General features: G+C 55.2%; 17 protein-coding genes. 6 read left to right on the forward strand and 11 right to left on the reverse strand.

The genetic code is table 11. The features are described from left to right. Positions 1 to 11 precede the first annotated feature (11 nt). The gene (locus HUF18_RS19785; RefSeq protein ID WP_225692225.1) at positions 12 to 1538 is read right to left on the reverse strand and encodes a sensor histidine kinase; all 1527 of its coding nucleotides are present in this window, start codon (positions 1536 to 1538) and stop codon (positions 12 to 14) included. Positions 1539 to 1653: 115 nt separating this feature from the next. Between HUF18_RS19785 and HUF18_RS11020 the strand changes: the two genes are divergently transcribed. After that, positions 1654 to 3276 (forward strand): NAD+ synthase, encoded by a 1623-nt coding sequence (locus tag HUF18_RS11020; protein WP_225692226.1) that lies wholly within the window; start codon positions 1654 to 1656, stop codon positions 3274 to 3276. A 58-nt stretch (positions 3277 to 3334) separates the two neighbouring features. On the opposite strand, the gene HUF18_RS11025 is transcribed toward HUF18_RS11020, so the two are convergent. Beyond that, positions 3335 to 4156, reverse strand: coding sequence for an outer membrane protein assembly factor BamD (locus HUF18_RS11025; RefSeq protein WP_145469706.1), 822 nt, complete (start codon positions 4154 to 4156; stop codon positions 3335 to 3337). 158 nt (positions 4157 to 4314) lie between these two features. Between HUF18_RS11025 and rluD the strand changes: the two genes are divergently transcribed. Both rluD and pgeF read left to right on the forward strand, forming a co-directional pair. Continuing rightward, complete coding sequence (gene rluD / locus HUF18_RS11030) at positions 4315 to 5268, forward strand: 23S rRNA pseudouridine(1911/1915/1917) synthase RluD (protein WP_145469705.1); 954 nt, start codon at positions 4315 to 4317, stop codon at positions 5266 to 5268. After that, positions 5255 to 5986 carry a peptidoglycan editing factor PgeF gene (gene pgeF / locus HUF18_RS11035; protein ID WP_225692227.1) on the forward strand — a complete coding sequence of 244 codons (732 nt, stop codon included), beginning with the start codon at positions 5255 to 5257 and terminating at the stop codon, positions 5984 to 5986. The genes rluD and pgeF overlap by 14 nt, the downstream gene beginning before the upstream one ends. A gap of 7 nt (positions 5987 to 5993) precedes the next feature. Here the strand turns inward: pgeF and HUF18_RS11040 are convergent, their stop codons facing one another. Continuing rightward, positions 5994 to 6461: a DUF4124 domain-containing protein gene (locus HUF18_RS11040; protein ID WP_225692228.1), complete on the reverse strand. Its 468-nt coding sequence runs from the start codon at positions 6459 to 6461 to the stop codon at positions 5994 to 5996. A gap of 369 nt (positions 6462 to 6830) precedes the next feature. Here HUF18_RS11040 and HUF18_RS11045 point away from each other — a divergent pair, with 369 nt between their 5' ends. Next, entirely contained in the window at positions 6831 to 8555 is a 1725-nt protein-coding gene (locus HUF18_RS11045) for an acetolactate synthase 3 large subunit (protein ID WP_145469702.1), read from the forward strand. A 2-nt stretch (positions 8556 to 8557) separates the two neighbouring features. Continuing rightward, positions 8558 to 9049: an acetolactate synthase small subunit gene (gene ilvN / locus HUF18_RS11050; protein WP_145469701.1), complete on the forward strand. Its 492-nt coding sequence runs from the start codon at positions 8558 to 8560 to the stop codon at positions 9047 to 9049. A gap of 77 nt (positions 9050 to 9126) precedes the next feature. Here the strand turns inward: ilvN and HUF18_RS11055 are convergent, their stop codons facing one another. Both HUF18_RS11055 and coq7 read right to left on the reverse strand, forming a co-directional pair. Further along, on the reverse strand, positions 9127 to 9369 hold the full coding sequence (locus HUF18_RS11055) for a hypothetical protein (protein WP_145469700.1): 243 nt from the start codon (positions 9367 to 9369) through the stop codon (positions 9127 to 9129). Between the two features lie 167 nt (positions 9370 to 9536). Then, a complete protein-coding gene (coq7, locus tag HUF18_RS11060) occupies positions 9537 to 10187 on the reverse strand; it encodes a 2-polyprenyl-3-methyl-6-methoxy-1,4-benzoquinone monooxygenase (protein WP_145469699.1) in 651 nt (216 codons plus the stop codon). A gap of 142 nt (positions 10188 to 10329) precedes the next feature. Here coq7 and HUF18_RS11065 point away from each other — a divergent pair, with 142 nt between their 5' ends. Next, a complete protein-coding gene (locus HUF18_RS11065; RefSeq protein WP_225692229.1) occupies positions 10330 to 11805 on the forward strand; it encodes an AAA family ATPase in 1476 nt (491 codons plus the stop codon). Here HUF18_RS11065 and HUF18_RS11070 read toward each other — a convergent pair. The 6 genes from HUF18_RS11070 to HUF18_RS11095 form a co-directional block, all read right to left on the reverse strand. Then, positions 11802 to 14156, reverse strand: coding sequence for a 7TM-DISM domain-containing protein (locus tag HUF18_RS11070; protein ID WP_225692230.1), 2355 nt, complete (start codon positions 14154 to 14156; stop codon positions 11802 to 11804). The two genes, HUF18_RS11065 and HUF18_RS11070, sit on opposite strands and share 4 nt — an antisense overlap. Positions 14157 to 14181: 25 nt before the next feature. Beyond that, positions 14182 to 15474 carry a phosphoribosylamine--glycine ligase gene (gene purD, locus HUF18_RS11075; protein WP_225692231.1) on the reverse strand — a complete coding sequence of 431 codons (1293 nt, stop codon included), beginning with the start codon at positions 15472 to 15474 and terminating at the stop codon, positions 14182 to 14184. 235 nt (positions 15475 to 15709) lie between these two features. Beyond that, the gene (purH, locus tag HUF18_RS11080; protein ID WP_225692232.1) at positions 15710 to 17341 is read right to left on the reverse strand and encodes a bifunctional phosphoribosylaminoimidazolecarboxamide formyltransferase/IMP cyclohydrolase; all 1632 of its coding nucleotides are present in this window, start codon (positions 17339 to 17341) and stop codon (positions 15710 to 15712) included. Positions 17342 to 17411: 70 nt separating this feature from the next. Then, entirely contained in the window at positions 17412 to 17744 is a 333-nt protein-coding gene (fis, locus tag HUF18_RS11085; protein WP_145469694.1) for a DNA-binding transcriptional regulator Fis, read from the reverse strand. Then, positions 17741 to 18730 (reverse strand): tRNA dihydrouridine synthase DusB, encoded by a 990-nt coding sequence (dusB, locus tag HUF18_RS11090; RefSeq protein WP_145469693.1) that lies wholly within the window; start codon positions 18728 to 18730, stop codon positions 17741 to 17743. The genes fis and dusB overlap by 4 nt, the downstream gene beginning before the upstream one ends. 147 nt (positions 18731 to 18877) lie before the next feature. Then, a complete protein-coding gene (locus tag HUF18_RS11095) occupies positions 18878 to 20164 on the reverse strand; it encodes a DUF3426 domain-containing protein (RefSeq protein ID WP_225692233.1) in 1287 nt (428 codons plus the stop codon). Positions 20165 to 20166: the final 2 nt, after the last annotated feature.

The following is a 20166-nucleotide window of genomic DNA, read 5'->3' on the forward strand; positions in this document are numbered from 1 at the left end:
GCGCAATTGGCTCAGGATGTTCGCATTATGATGCGGAAGCAGGTTCCGTTGGGTATCGGATGATACTGGATATGGGCCTGGTTTGCTTCGCACAGTTCGCGGCATAAATAGAGTCCGAGTCCGGTGCCATTATGTTCGGTGGTGTAAAAGGGTTCAAACAGGTGGGTGCGTTGTTCGGCCGGAACACCACTGCCATTATCAATAATATCCAGCTGTACCTGACGTTCATTTAAGGTTTGGGCGATAAGGGTGAGACGCGCATTATCCGGTGCAGATTTAATTGCATAGCGCAGACCATTGGCGCACAGGTTATGCAGAATCTGTTGCAGATGATCCGGATCGAATTGCACCAGCAGGCTGTCGTTGCAGTGCACGCTGAAATGAAAGCTCTGACCGCTGGTCAGGTTGCGGAACTGATCGTGAAAATGCTGCAGCCAGGGTGCCAGACGCAGGGTTTCGGCAACGGCTTTATTACGTCTGGACAGCTGCAGAATATCCTCGATGGTACGGTTGATACGCATGCAATGTTGTTCAACGATCTGGGTCAGTTGCTGTTCGCTTTCCTGCAGATAGGGTGTTTCTGCCAGCAGCTGTGATGCCTGGCGCAGGGCGCTGAGCGGATTGCGTATCTCATGGGCGATGGAGGCGGTCAGACGCCCTAATGATGCCAGCTTGAACTGTTGAGCCTCGGCGGCAATGCGTGCGGCTTCTTCAACATAAATCAGATAATCACCGGGCTCGGAACCATTCAGAGCCACACGACGGAACATCAGTTTTTCGTTACGTACTTCAATAACCTGATCGGCTTCGGCTTTCAGTAACGCCGGTGGCAGCGGTGCCCCTTCTGCGAGGCTGAACCACTGCCGCGCCTGTTGGTTATAAAACAGAATATGATCATTGATATCACAGGCGATGACGGCGTTGGGCAGTTCCAGCAGTGCCTGCTGGCTGAAACGCTGCAGGCGTTTGATGCGTGTCGCCTGATCAGAGGCCAGAGTTAAGGCACTGTTCAGACGACGTGACAGTGTCTGGGTTAACCAGGCGAGGATAAAGCATAAAAAGCCATACAAACCGGAGTTTACAATTTCCTGGGTGTTGTAGTTACCGGGCCAGAGGTGCTGAGTATAAAACACGGCAATGGTTGTCCAGGCGGCTACCCCATAGCCGAGAACGCCGGGAGCCAGCAGGTTGGACATCATGACCGGAATCAGAATCAGGCTGGAAAAGCCGGTATCCAGACCGCCGGAGGCATGCATCAGAGTGGCCAGAATAGCGATTTCAGCAAAGACATAACTGGTGGCCTGTTGCGGGTCCGGTTCGCGGTTGGCGATTGCGGCAAAACCTGAGGCGACAATCACATAGATTGATGATGCCACCAGAAAAATATGTGGCAGCTTGCCACCAATAATTACGTTCTGCAGGTCGATAGCATCGGTAATGATCAGCAACAGGGAAAGGAACAGCGAATAATAGCTGTAAAAGCGCAGCAAGCGGTTGCCACGTACAACCAGTTCAGTGGATTTAAACCAGCGTGCCACAGGGGCTCCTTAAGTATAAATATCGGGCGAAAAGCGCCGGCCAGTGCGTTGATGATTGCTTCGGCCCGGTAATTTTTCGACAATACGCGCAAATTCGTCAGGGTAACCCGAGAGTATGTCACAGTCACTTACCATCGCATTGGCACAGCACAACTTTCTGGTCGGAGATATTTCCGGCAATGGCCAGCGTATTGTTGAGGCTGCACAGCAGGCACAACAGCAGGGTGCGCAGCTGGTGGTGTTCAGCGAACTGGCGGTAACCGGTTACCCGCCGGAAGATTTATTACTGCGTCCGAGCCTTCAGCCACGTGTAGAAGAAGCTTTACAGCAGATTGCCGCTGCCAGCCATAACATCGCCATCGCCGTTGGTTTCCCGTGGCGCGAGCAGGGCAAGCTCTATAACTGTGCCGGTATCTGGTATCAGGGCGAATGTCTCGGGCGCTATGCCAAACAGTGCCTGCCGAATTATCAGGTATTTGATGAGCAGCGTTATTTCAGCGCTGGTGATCAGCCCTGTGTTATTGATCTGTTGGGGCATCGTATCGGTCTGACCGTCTGCGAAGATGTCTGGCACCAGGGGCCGGTGGAGCAGAGTGTTGTAGCTGGTGCGGAAATGATTCTTAACCTGAACGCTTCGCCCTTCCATCTGGGTAAGCATGGGGAGCGCCTGACTCTGCTGCAGCAACATGCCCGCAGTCAGAATGTACCGCTGCTGTATGTGAATCAGGTCGGTGGGCAGGATGAACTGGTGTTCGATGGCGGTTCTTTTGCGGTCGCCGCCGATGGTGAGCGCGTCCTGCAGATGCCATCCTTTAGCGAATCGCTGGCACTGGTGAATTACCACTCGGGTAAGCTGCAGGCGCTTTCAGCGCAGTCGGCAGAGCCGGACAGTGAACTGGCCAGTCTGTATCAGGCACTGGTGCTCGGTGTGCGCGATTACGTCAATAAAAACCGTTTCAAAGGGGTTTTGCTGGGGCTGTCCGGTGGTATCGACTCCGCGCTCACACTGGCCATTGCGGTGGATGCGTTAGGTGCCGAGCGGGTGCAGGCGGTGATGATGCCGTTTACCTATACCTCCGGCATGAGCAAAGAAGACGCAGCAGAACAGGCCGAAACCATGGGCGTGCGCTACCAGTCGATCTCCATTGAACCCATGTACCGTGAATTTATGGCGGCCCTTGCGGGTGAGTTTGCCGGTCTGCCGGTGGATACCACCGAAGAAAACCTGCAGTCACGCTGTCGCGGTGTGCTGCTGATGGCGATGTCGAATAAGAGCGGCTACATGGTGCTGACCACCGGCAATAAAAGCGAAATGGCGGTGGGTTACGCCACCCTGTATGGCGATATGGCCGGTGGTTACGGCGCTTTAAAAGACGTCTACAAAACCAAGGTATTCGCCCTGGCGGAATACCGGAATTCCATCTCGCCGGTGATTCCACAGCGTGTGATTGATCGTCCGCCATCGGCGGAACTGGCGCCGGATCAGAAAGACGAAGACAGCCTGCCGCCGTATCCGGTGCTGGATGCCATTCTTGAGCGTTATATTGAGCGTGATATGAGTGCCGAAGCCATCATCAGTGCCGGTTTTACCCGTGACGACGTGCTGCGCGTGCTGCGTCTGGTCGACGTTAATGAATACAAGCGCCGTCAGGCACCCATTGGCGTGCGCGTAACTCAGCGTGGCTTTGGCCGTGACCGCCGTTATCCGGTGACCAACGGCTGGAAAGCCGGAATTTAATCCACAAAAAAGCCCGCAATAGCGGGCTTTTTTGTGTCTGTATATTTGTGCTGTCTGCTCAGTCCAACAAACCAAAACTGATGATGTTCCAGAACGAACGGCGGTCAACCATAGCCAGGCCGCTGTCTTCAAATTCACCATCTTTTAATTGCGGATGCTGCGGGTAATTCAGCTTCAGCAGTGCCAGTGCCTGCTCTGATTCTTTATTCAGGCCCAGCAGGCGGTAGGCTTCAACCTGAATCGCCAGCGCATCGGCAACGGCCGGGGTTTTCTGATAGTGCAGCAGAACGTTCTCACAACGGTTGGCGGCCGCCAGATAGGCGTGGCGCTTCATATAGTATTGCGCCACCCCGATTTCATGGGAGGCCATGCGCTGCTGCAGGTACACCATGCGCGCCCGGGCATCGGCGGTATACGGGCTATCGGGGAAGCGGATCAGCAGGTCGGAGAAATGGTTGAAGGCATCCTGCATGGGTGTTGGGTCACGCTGGGCGATTTCGCTGTCAAAATAACGCTCGGCAAAGGCAAAACCCATCTCATAAGTGGCTAGGCCGCGCATGTAATAGGCGTAATCGACCTGTTCATGCAGAGGATGCAAACGGATAAAACGCTCGGTGGTGGCCAGTACCGCTTCCAGGTCAGACATCATGTACTGAGCGTAAATCAGCTCCAGCTGTGCCTGCTCGGCGTAACGCCCGAACGGATAGCGGGATTCCAGCTGGCGCAGCTTTTCGGTGGCCGACAGAAAGTTATTGTTATCCAGCGACTCGCGCGCCTGTTCGTAGTACTCACGCTCAGTCAGTTCCTGAGGTTTGTCGGGGTTTCCTGAGCAGGCGCAGAGTAGCAGGGTAAAAATAACCAACAGCGAACGGGAGTTCATGGAGTGCATTCCTGATTGTCGATATACTTGGCAACGTGCCGGTTTACGAATGTGCCGTATTAAAACACAGTCCCCGCATAGCCCCAACTGACAGCACTGGCTGTTAGCGGGATACAGCCGATCGTCGCGGCAGCCATACAGCTAATCTCAGAGAGTTTATGTCCAATCAGATTTCAAACAGGGTAGAAGTTCCCTTCGACATGGGAAACAAGCGTCTTGATCAGGTCGCTGCCCAGTTATTTCCCGATTATTCGCGTTCGCGTCTGCAGCAGTGGATCAAAGACGGCCAGCTGACGGTCGATGGCAAGCCGTGGCGTGGCCGCGATAAGCTCACTGGCGGCGAAACCCTGATTCTGGAAGCCGAGCTGGCGCCTGAGGGGAACTGGCAGGCGGAAGAGATCCCGCTCAACATCATTTATGAAGATGACCATATCATCGTCATTAACAAGCCCGCCGATCTGGTTGTGCATCCGGCGGCCGGTAATCAGGACGGCACTCTGCTGAATGGCTTACTGCATCATTGCCCGCAGCTGGAGAATATCCCCCGTGCCGGTATTGTGCACCGTCTGGATAAGGACACTACCGGTCTGATGGTCGTCGCCAAAACCCTGCAGGCACAGAACAATCTGGTCGGTCAGCTGCAGGATCGCTCCATGGGGCGTGAATACGAAGCGGTGGTGCAGGGCGTGATGACCGGCGGTGGCAAAGTCGACCAGCCGATTGGCCGCCACGGTACCCAACGTACCAAAATGGCGGTGAATCCTATGGGTAAAGAAGCCGTTACTCATTACCGTGTGCTGAAGAAATTCCCGACCCACACCTATATTCGTCTCAAGCTGGAAACCGGCCGTACCCACCAGATCCGGGTGCATATGGCGCATATCGGTTATCCGCTGGTGGGCGACTCCACCTATGCGGCGCGTACCCGTCTGACCAAAGGCATCGGCCCGGAGCTGCGCGATACGCTGCTGCACTTTGGCCGCCAGGCTCTGCATGCGCGCAAGCTGGGCCTGATTCATCCGGATACCGACGAGTGGATGGAGTGGGAAGTGGATCTGCCGCAGGATTTTATTCATCTGCTCGATGTGCTCGAAGCTGATGCCGAGCGCTGAGTCTGGTCTGCTGATACCCGACTGGGATCTGCCCGCGGGTATCGGTGCCGTAATTACCACCCGCGAGGGTGGTGTTTCTTTACCTCCTTTCGAACATAACAACCTGGCTCTGCACGTTGCTGATGATGCGGCCCGGGTGCGGTTTAACCGTAAGCGTTTGTGGCAGCAACTGCCGGGTGTGCAGGGCATTCAATGGTTATCTCAGGTACATGGCACAACGGTGGTTAAAGCCTGTGGTGAATCTGTGGTGCCCGAGGCTGACGCGCAGTTCAGTGACCGTGCCGGGCTGGCCTGTGCCATTCTTACCGCTGATTGTTTGCCGGTATTGTTCTGTGCTGCTGATGGCTCGCAGGTGGCCGCTGCCCATGCTGGTTGGCGCGGACTGGCGGCCGGGATTCTGCTGAACACGCTGGCGACTTTCCCTGAGCCTTCTCAGGTGCGGGTGTATCTGGGACCAGCGATTGGCCCCGATGCCTTTGAGGTGGGGCCTGAGGTACGTAAAGCCTTTGCCTGGGCGCCGGACCATTGTTTCCGTGCCGGGCGTGGTGATCGGCTGATGGCGGATATCTATGCGCTGGCGCGGCTGCAGTTATTGCGGGCGGGCGTGGCCGAGGTTGCCGGTGGTGGATTCTGTACCTTCAGCGATGAACGCTTTTATTCCTATCGCCGTCAGAGTCAGACCGGCCGTATGGCCAGCCTGATCTGGATAAAGACTTAATCCTGCCTTACTGATTACGGGTTTTGTTGGAAAAGGTCATATTGCAGTATTTGGCAATCTGCTCGTCCGCCAGTTTGATCTGCTGCGCCCGCTGTTCATCAGAGAGCGGGCGATATTCGCCGTCTTCCTGCTTGAAGCGGGTGCTGTAATTGGTGCTCACCACTTCTTTGTGTTTCCGGGCTTTGGCACAGGCTGCTTCGGCTTCAGCTTTACTCACCTTCGGCTCGCTGCTTTCACTGGTTTCTGTCGCCGTTTCTTTTTCTTTATCAGTGTTGATTTTATAGCCATCGACTTTGTCGGCGGGTTTGCTTACCCGCACTTTATATTCTTCAGTATTTTTAGCCTTGTCGGCGGGAGGCAGGCTGGAGAAATGGGTCTGACCATTTTCATCCACCCAGCGGTACATTTTGTCGGCCTGAACCGTAAGGCTTGCACTAGCAAGCAGCAGAGCGAAAAAAGCAGTAAAAAAACGCATAAAACACATCCGTTGTTAAGGAAAAGGATAATTTCTCTGACATGCTCCGGACATTATTAAAACCATATGATTTGTCAAGGATTTAGGGCGGTTTTTTGCTAGACAATAATACCGGGAATGCTAGAATTACCGCGCTTTTGTCAGCCGGCCTGCGCCTCCACCCAGTGCCCCGCTCGCTGACAATGACAGCCTCTGGTGCGGTTATCTCCGACCCAGTTTCAGACCCGGTGTCCTCGACCAGGCAACGGGACTCTGATGAGAAACTACAAGTTTATCATCCAGCCTGAGAGAGCCTTTGTGTTTCGGGCTCTAATCGCACAGTTATTTCAGTTACCCACGCCCCTGCGGGCTTGTGAAGAGGATAGTACGGTGGAATTACTTTCCGGCGGAGAAATGTTGGTTCGTGCACTGCATGAATCAGGCGTCGAATATATTTACGGTTACCCGGGCGGCTCGCTGCTGCACGTTTATGATGCGCTGTACAAGCAGAGCGCAGTCAAACACGTCCTGGTCCGTCATGAGCAGGCGGCTGCTCATATGGCTGATGGTTATGCGCGTGCAACCGGTAAGCCAGGTGTGGTCATGGTCACCTCTGGTCCGGGTGCTACCAACACAATTACCGGTATCGCCACGGCGTTTACCGACTCGATTCCTATGGTCGTCATTTCTGGTCAGGTGATGAGCCATCTGGTGGGCGATGATGCCTTCCAGGAAACCGACATGCTGGGTGTGTCACGTCCTATTGTTAAGCACAGCTTCAGTGTGCGCCGCCCGGAAGATATCCCTGAGCTGGTGGCTAAAGCCTTCCATATTGCCAGCACTGGCCGTCCGGGTCCGGTTGTTATCGATATTCCGAAAGACATGACCATGCCGAATGAGCGTTACGAATACGTTTATCCGAAGAAGGTCAAACTGCGTTCTTACACGCCACCTCAGCGTGGTCACTCCGGCCAGATCAAAAAGGCCGTTGAGTTGCTGCTGAAAGCCAAACGTCCGGTTATTTATGCCGGTGGTGGTGTAATTATCGATGGCAGCTCCGACAAACTGCGTGCTCTGGTCGATCGTCTGGATTTCCCTTGCACCAATACGCTGATGGGTCTGGGTTCTTACCCGGGTACCGGCGAGCGTTTTGTTGGCATGCTGGGTATGCACGGTACTTATGAAGCGAATATGACCATGCACCACGCTGATGTGGTTCTGGCTATTGGCGCGCGCTTCGATGACCGTGTAACCAACGCGACCAGCAAGTTCTGCCCGGATGCCAAGATCATTCATATCGACATTGATCCGTCTTCAATCTCCAAGACCATCATCGTTGATGTGCCTATCGTTGGCCCGGTTGGCAACGTGCTGGACGAAATGATGGCGCTGCTGGATGAAAGCAACGAAGTACCGGATGCCGAAGCCATTGCTTCCTGGTGGAAACAGATCAACGAATGGCGCCAGCGTCATGCGATGCGTTATGAGAAAAACGACTCGCAGCTGATGAAGCCGCAGGAAGTGATCGAAGCGATTTGGGCGGCCACCAAGGGTGACGCTTACGTGACTTCTGACGTTGGTCAGCACCAGATGTTTGCCGCGCAGTACTACAAGTTCGATAAGCCAAATCGCTGGATCAACTCCGGTGGTCTTGGAACCATGGGCTTTGGTTTCCCGGCGGCGATGGGCATCAAAATGAACTTCCCGGAAGAAATGGTTGTATGCGTGACCGGTGAAGGCTCTATCCAGATGAATATCCAGGAACTGTCGACCTGTCTGCAGTACGGCATTCCGGTAAAAATCCTGTGTCTGAACAACGGCTCTCTGGGCATGGTTCGTCAGTGGCAGGACATGAACTACGAAGGTCGTCACTCCCACTCGTACATGGAGTCCCTGCCGGACTTTGTCAAACTAGTGGAAGCCTATGGCCACGTGGGTATCCGCGTGACCGGCCGCGATGAGCTGCCACAGGCACTGGAAGACACCTTCAATAAATACAATGACCGTCTGGTCTTCCTCGACGTTGCTGTCGACCCGGAAGAACACGTGTATCCGATGCAGGTGCCGGCTGGCTCCATGCGTGATATGTGGCTGAGCAAGACGGAGCGGACCTGAACATGAGACACATTATTTCGATTCTGCTGGAAAACGAACCGGGTGCTTTGTCACGCGTTGTCGGTCTGTTCGCCCAGCGTGGTTACAACATTGAAACCCTGACGGTGGCGCCGACAGAAGACAACACCCTGTCACGCCTGACCATGACCACCACCGGTGATGATCGCAAGATCGAACAGATCACCAAGCAGCTGAACAAGCTGATCGAAGTGGTGAAACTGGTTGATCTGTCTGAAGGCCCGCACATTGAGCGCGAGCTGATGCTGATCAAGGTAAAGGCGGTGGGTGCGCAGCGTGCGGAAATCAAACGTACTGCCGACATCTTCCGTGGTCAGATCGTGGATGTGTCTGCCAGCGTGTATACCATCCAGCTGACCGGAACCAGCGACAAACTGGAAGCTTTTATTGAAGCAATCGGTGCTGGCTGTGTTCTGGAAACGGTACGTACCGGTGTGTCCGGTATTTCCCGCGGCGAGAAAATTCTGAGCCTGTAATTCAGAATCAGAAGCCATAAAAGAACCCTCCGCCGGAGGGTTTTTTTATGCCTGCGATTCCGTGCACTAAAGAACCGTCAGAGTGGCGGATTATCCGGCTCAAGAAACGCCAGCGATAAAAAGGTGGCGAATGCGCCCAATACACAAACCACGGCGGTACTGCCGCTGGCGAGCATAATCAGGCCGGTAATAATCCAGCCATTTTTTACCTGCTCTAACCGGCGCCGGTAGAGCTCGGTACGGGTCCAGTTCAGTTCCGGATAATCCTGTGGCAGGCGATAAATACGGCGGATAAATTCGATAACGCTGAATCGGCTCATGGGATGCTCCTTACTCATCTTTATTCAGAGTAAGAGACCAGCGGCATTTTGCCTGCTAAACAGCGATTCTATCTATTGGTGACGGGAGTTATTCGTTCCGCATCTGACCTGCTTTGGTGCAGGTCAGTGCGCGATGCGGAGGCATGATTATACTGGCTGGGGTTTTATCAGAAGCGATAAACGGATTTGGTCATCACTTTCGATACCGCGGTCATCGCCAGTTTGACCGGCAGCGGGAATTTATGGCCGCCGGCTTCAAGGGCAACAGTGGCGTGTTTGGCTTCGTCTTCCAGCATCTGCAGCAGTACCGCTTTGCTCTTTTCGTCCTGCACCGGCAGGCTGGTCATATGCTGACTCAGATGCTTGCACACCTGTTCTTCGGTGGCGGCGACAAAACCCAGACTGACTTTGTCGGAGATTTTTCCGGCCAGAGCGCCGATGCCGAATGACAGTCCGTAAAACAGCGGATTCAGACGGCTGGTATGGCTGCCCAGATCTTTGATGCGGTCTTCGCACCACACCAGATGATCAATTTCTTCGCGGGCGGCTTCTTCCATGGCTTCCCGTACCTCAGGCAATTTGGCGGTCAATGCCTGACCCTGATACAACGCCTGAGCGCAGACTTCACCGGTATGGTTAATACGCATCAGCCCGGCGGCGTGTTTCTGTTCGGCCTCGTTCAGCTCGTGGTACGGGCGCTGCTGCGCCGGGGACGGGCGTTCTTCCTGTGCAGCACCGGGCACCAGTGTGCGTAATGCCTGATCGGCGTTCTGGATCAGTTTGTCAAACAGCGAGTAGCGACGGGAGTTGGCATTCATAACTCATACCTCCGGAATTTCCGGCCATTTTACGGCATAACGGCGTCCGGCGCATGACCCATATCAAGTGAGTTTCGGCCAGAACAGGGCGGACAGTCGCCGATTGAGTGGTTAGAATCGCGCATAGAATAAGGAGACTGCGATGCAGGATTTACACGATTTAAGCCTGTTGCTCGACCGCCAGGTGCCGCTGTTACTGCTGGAATCCCATGAGGAAGCGCGGGCGCTGGAGATGCTGACCCGGCTGGCCATCCGCCGCGGTCTGGCGCTGCAACAATGGACGCTGAGCGATGGCCTGCGCCGCCTCGGTTTTGGTGAAGATATTGGCGCCACCGAAACCACGCAGCCCGCCGATGCCCTGCGCATTGTACGCGAGCGCGAACAGGGCGGACTGTTTATCTTCTGCGACCTGCATCCGTTTCTCGAAGAGCCTTTGGTGGTGCGTCTGCTGAAAGACATTGCTCTGCAGCATGAGCGTTACGGCAAAACCGTGGTGTTGCTCAGCCACCGCCTGCAGGCGCCTCCGGAGTTGCAGCGCCTGGCCGCCAGCTTCAGCCTGCAGTTACCGGATGACAGCCAGTTGCTGGCGCTGGTGAAAGAAGAAGCCCAGCGTTACGCCAAGCTCAGTGGCCGTAAAGTGCGCAGTGATAACGACACCCTGCAGCAGCTGGTCGCCAATCTGAAGGGGCTTACTTTCTCCGATGCCCGTCGTCTGGTGCGCGGTGCTATCGTCGATGACGGTGCCATTACTCAGGACGATGTCCCGGCGGTCAGCCGCGCCAAGATGGCGTTGCTGGATATGGACGGCGTGATGAGTTTTGAATACGACACTGCGCGTTTCAGCGATGTCGCCGGTCTGGAGGTGATGAAAACCTGGCTGGGGCAGCGCCAGCAGGCCTTTATGACCGCCGAACGCAAACTGCGGCCTCGCGGCTTACTGCTGTTCGGTGTACAGGGCAGCGGTAAGAGTCTGGCGGCTAAGGCGGTGGCCGGTTCCTGGGGCTTACCCCTGCTGCGTCTGGATTTCGGCACCCTGTACAACAAGTTTTTCGGTGAAACTGAGCGCAATCTGCGCGAAGCGCTGAAGCTTGCCGAAACCATGTCGCCCTGTGTGGTCTGGATTGACGAGATTGAGAAAGGACTGGGTCAGGACAGCAACGATGCCGGCGTCAGTCAGCGTATTCTCGGCACCTTACTGACCTGGCTGGCAGAGCATGATGCGCAGGTATTTGTGGTGGCGACGGCGAACAACATTCATGCGTTGCCACCGGAGTTACTGCGTAAGGGCCGTCTGGATGAGCTGTTCTTTGTTGATCTGCCCAAACCCGAAATCCGTGCCGAGATTCTGCGTTTGCATATGCAAAAGCGCGGGCTGGACCCACAGCGTTTTGATCTGGCTGCACTGGCTGAAGAGAGTGGCGGTTTTTCCGGTGCCGAGCTGGAGCAGGCGGTGGTATCGGCCTGGCATGCCGCCAGCAGTGAGCATTCCGGCCCCGGTCTCAGCACGGATACTCTGTTGCAGGAAATCCGCCGTACCCGGCCGTTGTCAGTGGTGATGGCAGAACCTATGCAGGCACTGCGGCAGTGGGCGGCAAGCCGCGCAGTCGCGGCCGATTAACTGCCTTCGTTCTGCACCTGAGGCTGGTATTTAAGGGTCAGCAAGGCGTTACGCAGGCGTTCGCCGCTGGCCGGTTTGGCCAGCAGGTGCTGAATACCAACGGCCAGAGCATCGTCGCGCACACTGCTGATGCTTAAACCTGTCAGCATCAGGCGCGCTGGTTTTTGGCTGATGTCTTTATCGGAGCGGATTCGTTCTGCCAGCTGCAGGCCATCCATAATCGGCATATCGTGATCGATAATGATGAAATCATAGGGCTGGCCGATGCTGATCTGATTACGCAGCATGGCGAGTGCTTCCTTGCCACTATAGGTACTGTCCGGGCGCATGCCCCAGCGGCGTACCTGTTTTTCGATTACGTTTCTGAGTGATGCATTGTCATCGACGATCAGAATGCGCAGACCAATCAGACTGTCATCCTGCGGCGAGGGAATGCTGTTTCCGGCTTCCGCTTCCAGCGGCAGGTAGAGCGTCAGCGAGGCTCCCTGACTGGTCATACTTTCTACTTCCAGAGTGGCTTTCATTTTCTGCAGCAGATGGCGTGTTACCAGCAGATTCCAGCTCTTGGCGCTGTAGTTTTCTGCCAGAGGCAGGTGGTGCTGTAAAACGGAGAATGCATTTTTCAGCTCGTCCTGCTTGACGATGGTGCTGCTCAGCTGGATCTGAAGACGCAGTCCATGGGCCTGAGTGGTCTGGTAATAAGATGCCTGCAATGCCAGCTCACCATATTCGGTATAAGCCAGAGCGCGGGCCAGAACATTATGCAGCAGGGTCTGCAGACGGCCGCGGTCACCGATAAAATATTCCGGCAGCTCGTCGCTGATATCCAGCACCAGTTCGACCTGTTTACGGCTGGCTTCCTGTTGGAAGTGGCTGATAACCTGATTCAGCAGTTGCGTGGTACTGAATGGTCGTTGCTCCAGTTCGAGCTGGGCGTTCTGGATGCGCGCCAGATCGGAAACTTCATTGGCAACATGCAACAGATCGCGACCGGCGAGGGCGATGGTATCGGAGAAATCACGCTGGTTGGCACTCAGTGGGGTATCGCCCAGTAACTCCGTCATGCCAATAACGCCATTGATTGGTGTACGCAGTTCATGACTGATCTGCGACAGCAGAGCAGGGGTCATACGCAGCTCGGCATTGGCCTGATTTTGCAAAGGGTGCTGTTGCAGCTTAATGCTCATAATTGCCAGCACCAGACTGGCAATAACGATAAATGGCAGAATAACCGGTGCCCAGCTGGTAAACAGATCCAGCGATAACAGGTTGTGGCTGGTCAGGATGGCCAGCAGCACACCAAAACCAACCAGCAGGTGGCCAGTCAGCAGCCAGCGCTGAGCCTGTGGGTGTTCAGAACGTCCCTGGGTCAGAATCAGGGCTGCAAGAAATTCATTAGCGACAATCATGCAGGCAACCACCATCAGCGTGGCCTCCTGTGCCAGCCAGACGGTCACTAAAGCAACCGGCAGGTGAACCAATGCCGCCAGCAGCAGAATCCGCCGGTACAGTGTGGCGCGGCTGCCATGCCAGCCCAGCGCCAGTACGGCCAGCGCCTGGCAGGTTGCGGAGGCTGCCAGTGCCAGTTCACCGATTTTATCGGCAATCAGTGGACTGATATTCAGCAGCAGGGAGAACTGTCCCATCCACGCCGGCTGGTAAATGATCATGCTGACGCAATAAGCGGCGCCGGCAGCCGCGAGCATAATGCGTTGGCTGCGGACCACAAAAATAAACCAGGCAAGGGTGGCCAGAATCCAGCCGATGCTCATGCCCTGCAGCATGAAAAATTCCTGCTCATTATTGAGGAAGCGGTCGAGACTCAGCAGGCTGACGTTGGTGCTCAACAGGCCATAAGAGTGAATGCGTACCAGATAACTGCGGGTGCTTTGTGCCGGTACGGTGAGTACAACCGGAAACGTCTGTAAAAAACCGCCACGCAGGCTGCGGGCCGGATCATCGGAGCTGATATAGCGGTAGGACTGTGCATCGCTGAGTTCATAAAAACTGAAATCGTCGATATCGCTGTCGGACAAAGTAAAAACAACTTCGCGTTCCTGAGCATAAGGATTACTCAGGCTGAAACGCAGCCAATAATTGGAATCGCTGATGCCGAATTTCAGCCGGCGGGCGTGGCTTGGAGTAAAACGCAGTTGCTGCTCACGGCTGAGCATGGCGTTGATATCGAGCGTGCGGCCAGGATCTTCGTAAACCGAAATATAGGGCGTGATCGGGTAATCAAACGAGGAGGTGGGCAGCAGCACAGGACTGCTGGCCCAAAGTTTCAGCGGCAGGAAAAACAAAAACAGCAGGGTGACAATCAGATGCTTACGTCCTCTGTACTGCCTCATCCCTGCTGTCTCCATTACGTTCTGCTTAGTTATCGGCCTGCTCGCGCGCAATGGCACGATAACCGATATCAGAGCGGCAGAACATGCCTTTCCAGCTGATCTGTTTGATCAGCTCATAGGCCTGAGCCTGAGCTTCACCCACGCTGTTACCCAGCGCAGTGGCACAAAGGACACGGCCCCCGGCGGTGACGGTATTGTCAGCGTCGTCCAGCTTGGTACCGGCGTGGAATACTTTGCGGTCAGCGCCGTCGTTTTCCGGCAAGCTGATGACATCACCTTTCGGGTAGTCAGCCGGGTAACCGGCAGCGGCCAGTACTACACCCAGAGATGGGCGCGGATCCCATTGCGCGGTTTCGCCGTCCAGTTTGCCTTCCAGCGCTGCCAGACAATGGGCAACGATATCAGACTGCATACGCAGCATGATTGGCTGGGTTTCCGGATCACCGAAACGGCAGTTGTACTCGATGACTTTCGGTGCACCAGACTCGTCAATCATCAGACCGGCGTAGAGGAAACCGGTGTAATCATTACCTTCGGCGGCCATACCGTTAACCGTTGGCATAATTACTTCGCGCATCACGCGGTCATGGATTTCCTGAGTAACGACTGGCGCCGGAGAATAAGCACCCATACCGCCGGTGTTCGGACCGGTATCTTTATCGCCAACGCGTTTGTGATCCTGACTGGTAGCCATCGGCAGCACGTTTTTGCCATCGACCATCACGATGAAAGACGCTTCTTCGCCGGCGAGGAATTCTTCGATAACAACACGACAGCCCGCATCGCCAAAGGCGTTACCGGACAGCATGTCTTTGACGGCTTCTTCTGCCTGCTCCAGGGTTTCGGCGACAATCACGCCTTTACCGGCGGCCAGACCATCGGCCTTAACCACGATAGGAGCACCCTTCTCACGCAGGTAAGCCAGCGCCGGTTCGACTTCGGTGAAGTTCTGGTAATCGGCGGTCGGAATCTGCTGACGGGCCAGGAAGTCTTTGGTGAAGGCTTTGGAGCCTTCCAGCTGCGCAGCACCTTTGCTTGGGCCGAAAATCTTCAGGCCAGCGGCACTGAACTGATTAACGATACCACCAACCAGAGGAGCTTCCGGACCGACGATGGTCAGGCCGATGGCGTTATCTTCAGCAAATTTCTGCAGACCATCAAAATCCATAACGTCGAGGGCGACGTTTTCCATACCGGCTTCACGCGCGGTACCGGCGTTGCCCGGCGCAACAAATACTTTTTCAACCAACGGTGATTGCAGAGCCTTCCAGGCCAGGGCATGTTCACGACCGCCACTGCCGATAATTAATACCTTCATTCTTACATTCCTTATTGTAGGAGCGGGCCATGCCCGCGATATCTCGATCAGGTCGCGGGCATGGCCCGCTCCTACGGATTTTTATTTCATTTACGCGCCCCTGCGTCAGAAAGCGTTATGAGCGACGCTGTAGCAAGGCATTTTTTGCTGAGGGAGCGCAGTGTAGTTGACCTACATGAGCATCCCGAGGCAAAAAATAACGCCGCTACAGCGAGCGCAATCGCTTTCAACCCACTTAGTGGCGGAAATGACGCATTCCTGTGAATACCATCGCGATGCCGGCTTCATCGGCTGCAGCAATCACTTCTTCATCACGGATCGAGCCACCCGGCTGGATAATGGCTTTGATGCCATTAGCCGCGGCGTTGTCGATACCGTCGCGGAACGGGAAGAAGGCATCGGATGCCATTACCGCACCTTCAACCACCAGACCGGCATGTTCGGCCTTAATCGCCGCGATGCGGGCTGAGTTTACACGGCTCATCTGACCGGCGCCTACGCCCACGGTCTGACGGTTTTTGGCGTAAACAATGGCGTTGGATTTAACGAACTTGGCGACTTTCCAGGCGAAAATCAGATCGTGCAGTTCGGCTTCGGTCGGAGCACGCTTGGTCACGACTTTCAGTTCATCGGCGGAGATCATGCCGTTATCGCGATCCTGCACCAGCAGGCCACCATTAACGCGCTTGTAATCCAGACCGGCGGCACGTTCTGCTGGCCACTGGCCACATTCGAGCAAACGCACGTTCTGCTTGGCGGCCACTACGGCGGCGGCTTCAGCGCTCACTTTAGGAGCAATGATCACTTCGACAAACTGACGGTCAACGATGGCTTTGGCGGTGTCGGCATCCAGTTCGCGGTTAAAGGCGATGATGCCGCCGAAGGCGGATTCGCTGTCAGTTGCGTAAGCCAGGTCGTAGGCCTTACGGATGCCGCCGTCTTCTTCCGGAACCACAGACACACCACAAGGGTTGGCGTGTTTGACGATTACACAGGCAGGCTTAACGAAAGACTTTACACACTCCAGCGCAGCATCGGTGTCGGCCACGTTGTTGTAAGACAGTTCTTTGCCCTGCAATTGCTTGGCCGTGGCGATTGAGGCTTCGGCCGGGTTGGCTTCAACATAGAAGGCCGCATTCTGATGCGGGTTCTCGCCGTAACGCATGTCCTGCGCTTTGATGAACTGGCTGTTGAAGGTCTGCGGGAAGGCCAGACGGTTATCAGTGCTCAGTACTTCCGCGTTCTGGTCGATGGTGCCCAGATAGTTGGCAATCATACCGTCGTAGGCGGCGGTGTGTTCGAAGGCTTTCAGCGCCAGACCAAAACGGGTTTTGTAGGTCAGGCCGTTGTGTGCTTTCAGGTCTTCCAACACCTTGCTGTAGTCGCTGCTGTTTACCACGATCCCCACATAAGCGTGGTTTTTCGCGGCGGAACGCACCATGGTTGGGCCACCGATATCGATGTTCTCAATCGCCAGTGCCAGATGACAGTCTTCTTTGGCAACGGTGGCGGCGAACGGATAGAGGTTAACCACGACCAGATCAATCGGGTTGATGCCGTGTTCGGCCATCACATCATCGTCCTGACCACGACGGCCCAGTACTCCGCCGTGAATTTTCGGATGCAGGGTTTTTACCCGGCCATCCATCATTTCCGGGAAACCGGTGTAATCTGAGACTTCAACCGCCGGAATCTGGTTGTCGATCAGCAGCTTGTAAGTACCGCCGGTGGACAGAATTTCAACACCAGCCGCCTGCAGGGCCTGGGCGAATTCGACGATTCCGGTTTTATCCGACACGCTGATCAGGGCTCGGCGTACAGGGGTGATGTCCGCGGGGATCTCGTTGGCAGGAATAAAGTTGCTCATATGGTCAGGTTTTCTATGTTTTTAAAAAAGAAAAAGCGGCCACAAAGCCGCTGAGTATTCAGGATAAGTCTTAAAGCATGCCGTACTGCTTCAGTTTCTTACGCAGGGTGCCGCGGTTCAGGCCGAGCACAACGGAAGCTTTGGTCTGGTTGTCACGGGTGTACTTCATGACAGTTTCCAGCAGTGGGGCTTCCACTTCGGATAATACCATGTCGTAGATATCGACTACGGCCTGACCATCAAGATGGTCAAAGTAGTTTTGCAGTGCTTTTTCCACACTGTCGCGCAGGGTTTGTGTCGCTTCTAACGGGGTGCGCAGATATTGCTGCAAGTCTGCTGAATCGGTCACTGTCTCAACCTTCCTTCTTTCGATTACTTCGCTGTTCAATGTATCGGTGTTCATGCTGCCAATTCCTTCTTCCGGATCGTATCCTTAAAAAACTGCTGCACCGCCTGTTGTTGCTCGGTACAGCCTTCCAGCCGGTTAAAGCGGGTACGGAAATCGCTGTCGCCGTTCTGATACTGGAGGTACCAGCTGACGTGCTTGCGGGCGATCCGTACGCCCAGAAAGTCGCCGTAAAACTCGTACAGCGCTTCCAGGTGGCTTAATAAAATCTGTTCGACTTCCTGCAGTTGTGGGGCAGGAAGCTCTTCGCCGGTGGCCAGATAGTGGGCCACTTCGCGGAAAATCCAGGGTTGACCCTGAGCGGCGCGGCCAATCAGCACGCCATCGGCGCCGGTGTACTGCATCACCTCGAAGGCTTTGCGGGCGCTGGTGATATCACCGTTGGCAAACACCGGTATTCCAACGCTTTGTTTGATCGCGCGGATGGTATCGTATTCGACGGTATTTCTGTAACCACAGGCCCGGGTACGGCCATGTACCGCCAGTGAGACAATGCCGGCGTCTTCGGCAATACGGGCAATGCGCACGCCATTGCGGTTGTCCGGATCCCAGCCGGTGCGGATTTTCAGGCTGACCGGCACATCAACAGAGCCGACGACCGCCTGTAATATGTCCTTCACCAAAGCTTCATCTTTCAGCAACGCTGAACCGGCAGCCTTGTTACAGACCTTCTTGGCCGGACAGCCCATATTGATGTCGATGATCTGGGCGCCGTTGGCAACATTAAATATGGCGCCCTGCGCCATGATTTCCGGGTCTCCGCCGACGATCTGTACCGCAATCGGTTCCGGTTCGCCGGTGTGATCCAGGCGCAGCTGTGATTTACGCGTATGGCGTACATCCGGACTGGATGACACCATTTCGCCGACCACCAGGCCGGCACCTAACTGGCGGCAGAGCTGACGGAACGGACGGTCAGTTACCCCTGCCATTGGCGCCAGAACTACTGGATTGGGTAGTGTGTAAGGGCCAATCGAAGGCATGCGAAACCGCTGAAATCTGATCAAAAAATGTGCTGCGAAAAAGTCGCGGTATGATACTCATAACCCCCTGCTGAATAAAGGGGGAGTTGGCTGCTTTTGTATGAATAGTGTGAAAAATTCTGACGGCGGCCGCTTGACCGCCGGGAATTATTGGTTGCCTACAATCTGGATGGCATAGCTGACGGCTTCCGGGCCAGGATCGACAATTTCCAGTGCGATATGAATCGGTGCCTGGCTTGGCATATCGTGTTGTCCTGCCAGTTCACCGGACAGATACTGAGCCGGGGTGAACTGGCGGCTGGCGACGATATTGTCGTTAAGGTCACGGAACACCAGTGTCAGATCCGGGAAGGGCTGCTCGTACGCCGCTTTATTCAGCAGCAGGGTGTCGACGACGAGCGCACGCTGCAGGTCAGGGTGTGCCCGGACAACCAGATGCTGAGTTGTCATCTCGCGGATGTTCTGAATTTTCGGCAGGCGGCAATCCATAGCAGCGCAGATTTGAGCGTAATAAGGACGCCATTGTGGGGTGCGTGCCCAGTTGTCGAACTGAAAATACAGCGTCTGCGCAGCGGCTGCGACCAGCATCAGTACGATCCCGGTGAGCCAGCCCCAGGGGAGTTTGCGACGGCGCTTTTTGGCCAGCTGCAGGGGTTCTTCCTGTAATCCGGCAATGCTGCTGGCCGGCAGGCTAATTTCCAGTGTTTCGGTTTGCAGGCCATCATCACCGCCGAGGGTGAAGTCATTCCGGTTGTGGTGCTGATCGGTATCGTCTTCGTCATCGAGGAAACCGTGGAAGTCATCTTCTTCCGGTGGTGGCAGGTCGAAGTTGAATTCGTCGTTGCCGCTCAGTTTCAGGCGTGAGGAAGTAACTTTCTCTTCCTTCATCTGCCGGATGCTGTCGTCATCGTCGTTCAGCAGGGCATTGGCCCAGGACTCATCATCGTCCTTAATTTTGCCTTCGTCCTCTGCATCCATGTCAGAGAAATCGAGGGTGTCGTTGCTGACGTTACGCAGGCTGAAAATAGAATCGTCCATTTCCAGTTCAATACGGGGTTTGGGCCGTTTCTGCTTTTCGGGAGCGCGCAGATTGAAGTCGGTAAACGGATCGTCGGCGAGGGTGTCAGAGATAGGGTCATCGTCCATATCATCGTGGATCAGACCGGTATCATCGTCATCTTCTTCAATCGCTGGCTGACTGGCGGCGGGTTTACTGGCTGGACGGGCCTGAGGGACCGCCGGGGCTTTTATCGTATCCGTCTTGGGCTGTACGGCTACCGCAGCCGCAGCGCCTTCCTGAATAAAGTGTTCGGCAGCTTTAAAAACCTGCAGGCAGGAGCCACAACGCACCATGCCACGGGCAGCATTCAGATGCTCATCGCGAACGCGAAAGCTGGTCTGGCAATGTGGGCAGCGGGTTACGTGAACAGCCATGA

This window comes from Thalassolituus sp. ST750PaO-4, from assembly GCF_020320405.1.
In the GTDB taxonomy this organism is placed as follows: Bacteria; Pseudomonadota; Gammaproteobacteria; order Pseudomonadales; family Oceanobacteraceae; genus Venatoribacter; species Venatoribacter alkanivorans.

Excerpts from the sequence above, each read along its gene's own strand:
- HUF18_RS11095 (WP_225692233.1), bottom strand. The coding sequence starts at position 20,164 with ATGGCTGTTCACGTAACCCGCTGCCCACATTGCCAGACCAGCTTTCGC.
- HUF18_RS11020 (WP_225692226.1), top strand. The coding sequence starts at position 1,654 with ATGTCACAGTCACTTACCATCGCATTGGCACAGCACAACTTTCTGGTC.
- pgeF (WP_225692227.1), top strand. The coding sequence starts at position 5,255 with ATGCCGAGCGCTGAGTCTGGTCTGCTGATACCCGACTGGGATCTGCCC.
- HUF18_RS11065 (WP_225692229.1), top strand. The coding sequence starts at position 10,330 with ATGCAGGATTTACACGATTTAAGCCTGTTGCTCGACCGCCAGGTGCCG.
- HUF18_RS11055 (WP_145469700.1), bottom strand. The coding sequence starts at position 9,369 with ATGAGCCGATTCAGCGTTATCGAATTTATCCGCCGTATTTATCGCCTG.
- HUF18_RS11070 (WP_225692230.1), bottom strand. The coding sequence starts at position 14,156 with ATGAGGCAGTACAGAGGACGTAAGCATCTGATTGTCACCCTGCTGTTT.
- ilvN (WP_145469701.1), top strand. The coding sequence starts at position 8,558 with ATGAGACACATTATTTCGATTCTGCTGGAAAACGAACCGGGTGCTTTG.
- purH (WP_225692232.1), bottom strand. The coding sequence starts at position 17,341 with ATGAGCAACTTTATTCCTGCCAACGAGATCCCCGCGGACATCACCCCT.
- rluD (WP_145469705.1), top strand. The coding sequence starts at position 4,315 with ATGTCCAATCAGATTTCAAACAGGGTAGAAGTTCCCTTCGACATGGGA.
- HUF18_RS11025 (WP_145469706.1), bottom strand. The coding sequence starts at position 4,156 with ATGAACTCCCGTTCGCTGTTGGTTATTTTTACCCTGCTACTCTGCGCC.
- coq7 (WP_145469699.1), bottom strand. The coding sequence starts at position 10,187 with ATGAATGCCAACTCCCGTCGCTACTCGCTGTTTGACAAACTGATCCAG.
- HUF18_RS11040 (WP_225692228.1), bottom strand. The coding sequence starts at position 6,461 with ATGCGTTTTTTTACTGCTTTTTTCGCTCTGCTGCTTGCTAGTGCAAGC.
- fis (WP_145469694.1), bottom strand. The coding sequence starts at position 17,744 with ATGAACACCGATACATTGAACAGCGAAGTAATCGAAAGAAGGAAGGTT.
- purD (WP_225692231.1), bottom strand. The coding sequence starts at position 15,474 with ATGAAGGTATTAATTATCGGCAGTGGCGGTCGTGAACATGCCCTGGCC.
- dusB (WP_145469693.1), bottom strand. The coding sequence starts at position 18,730 with ATGCCTTCGATTGGCCCTTACACACTACCCAATCCAGTAGTTCTGGCG.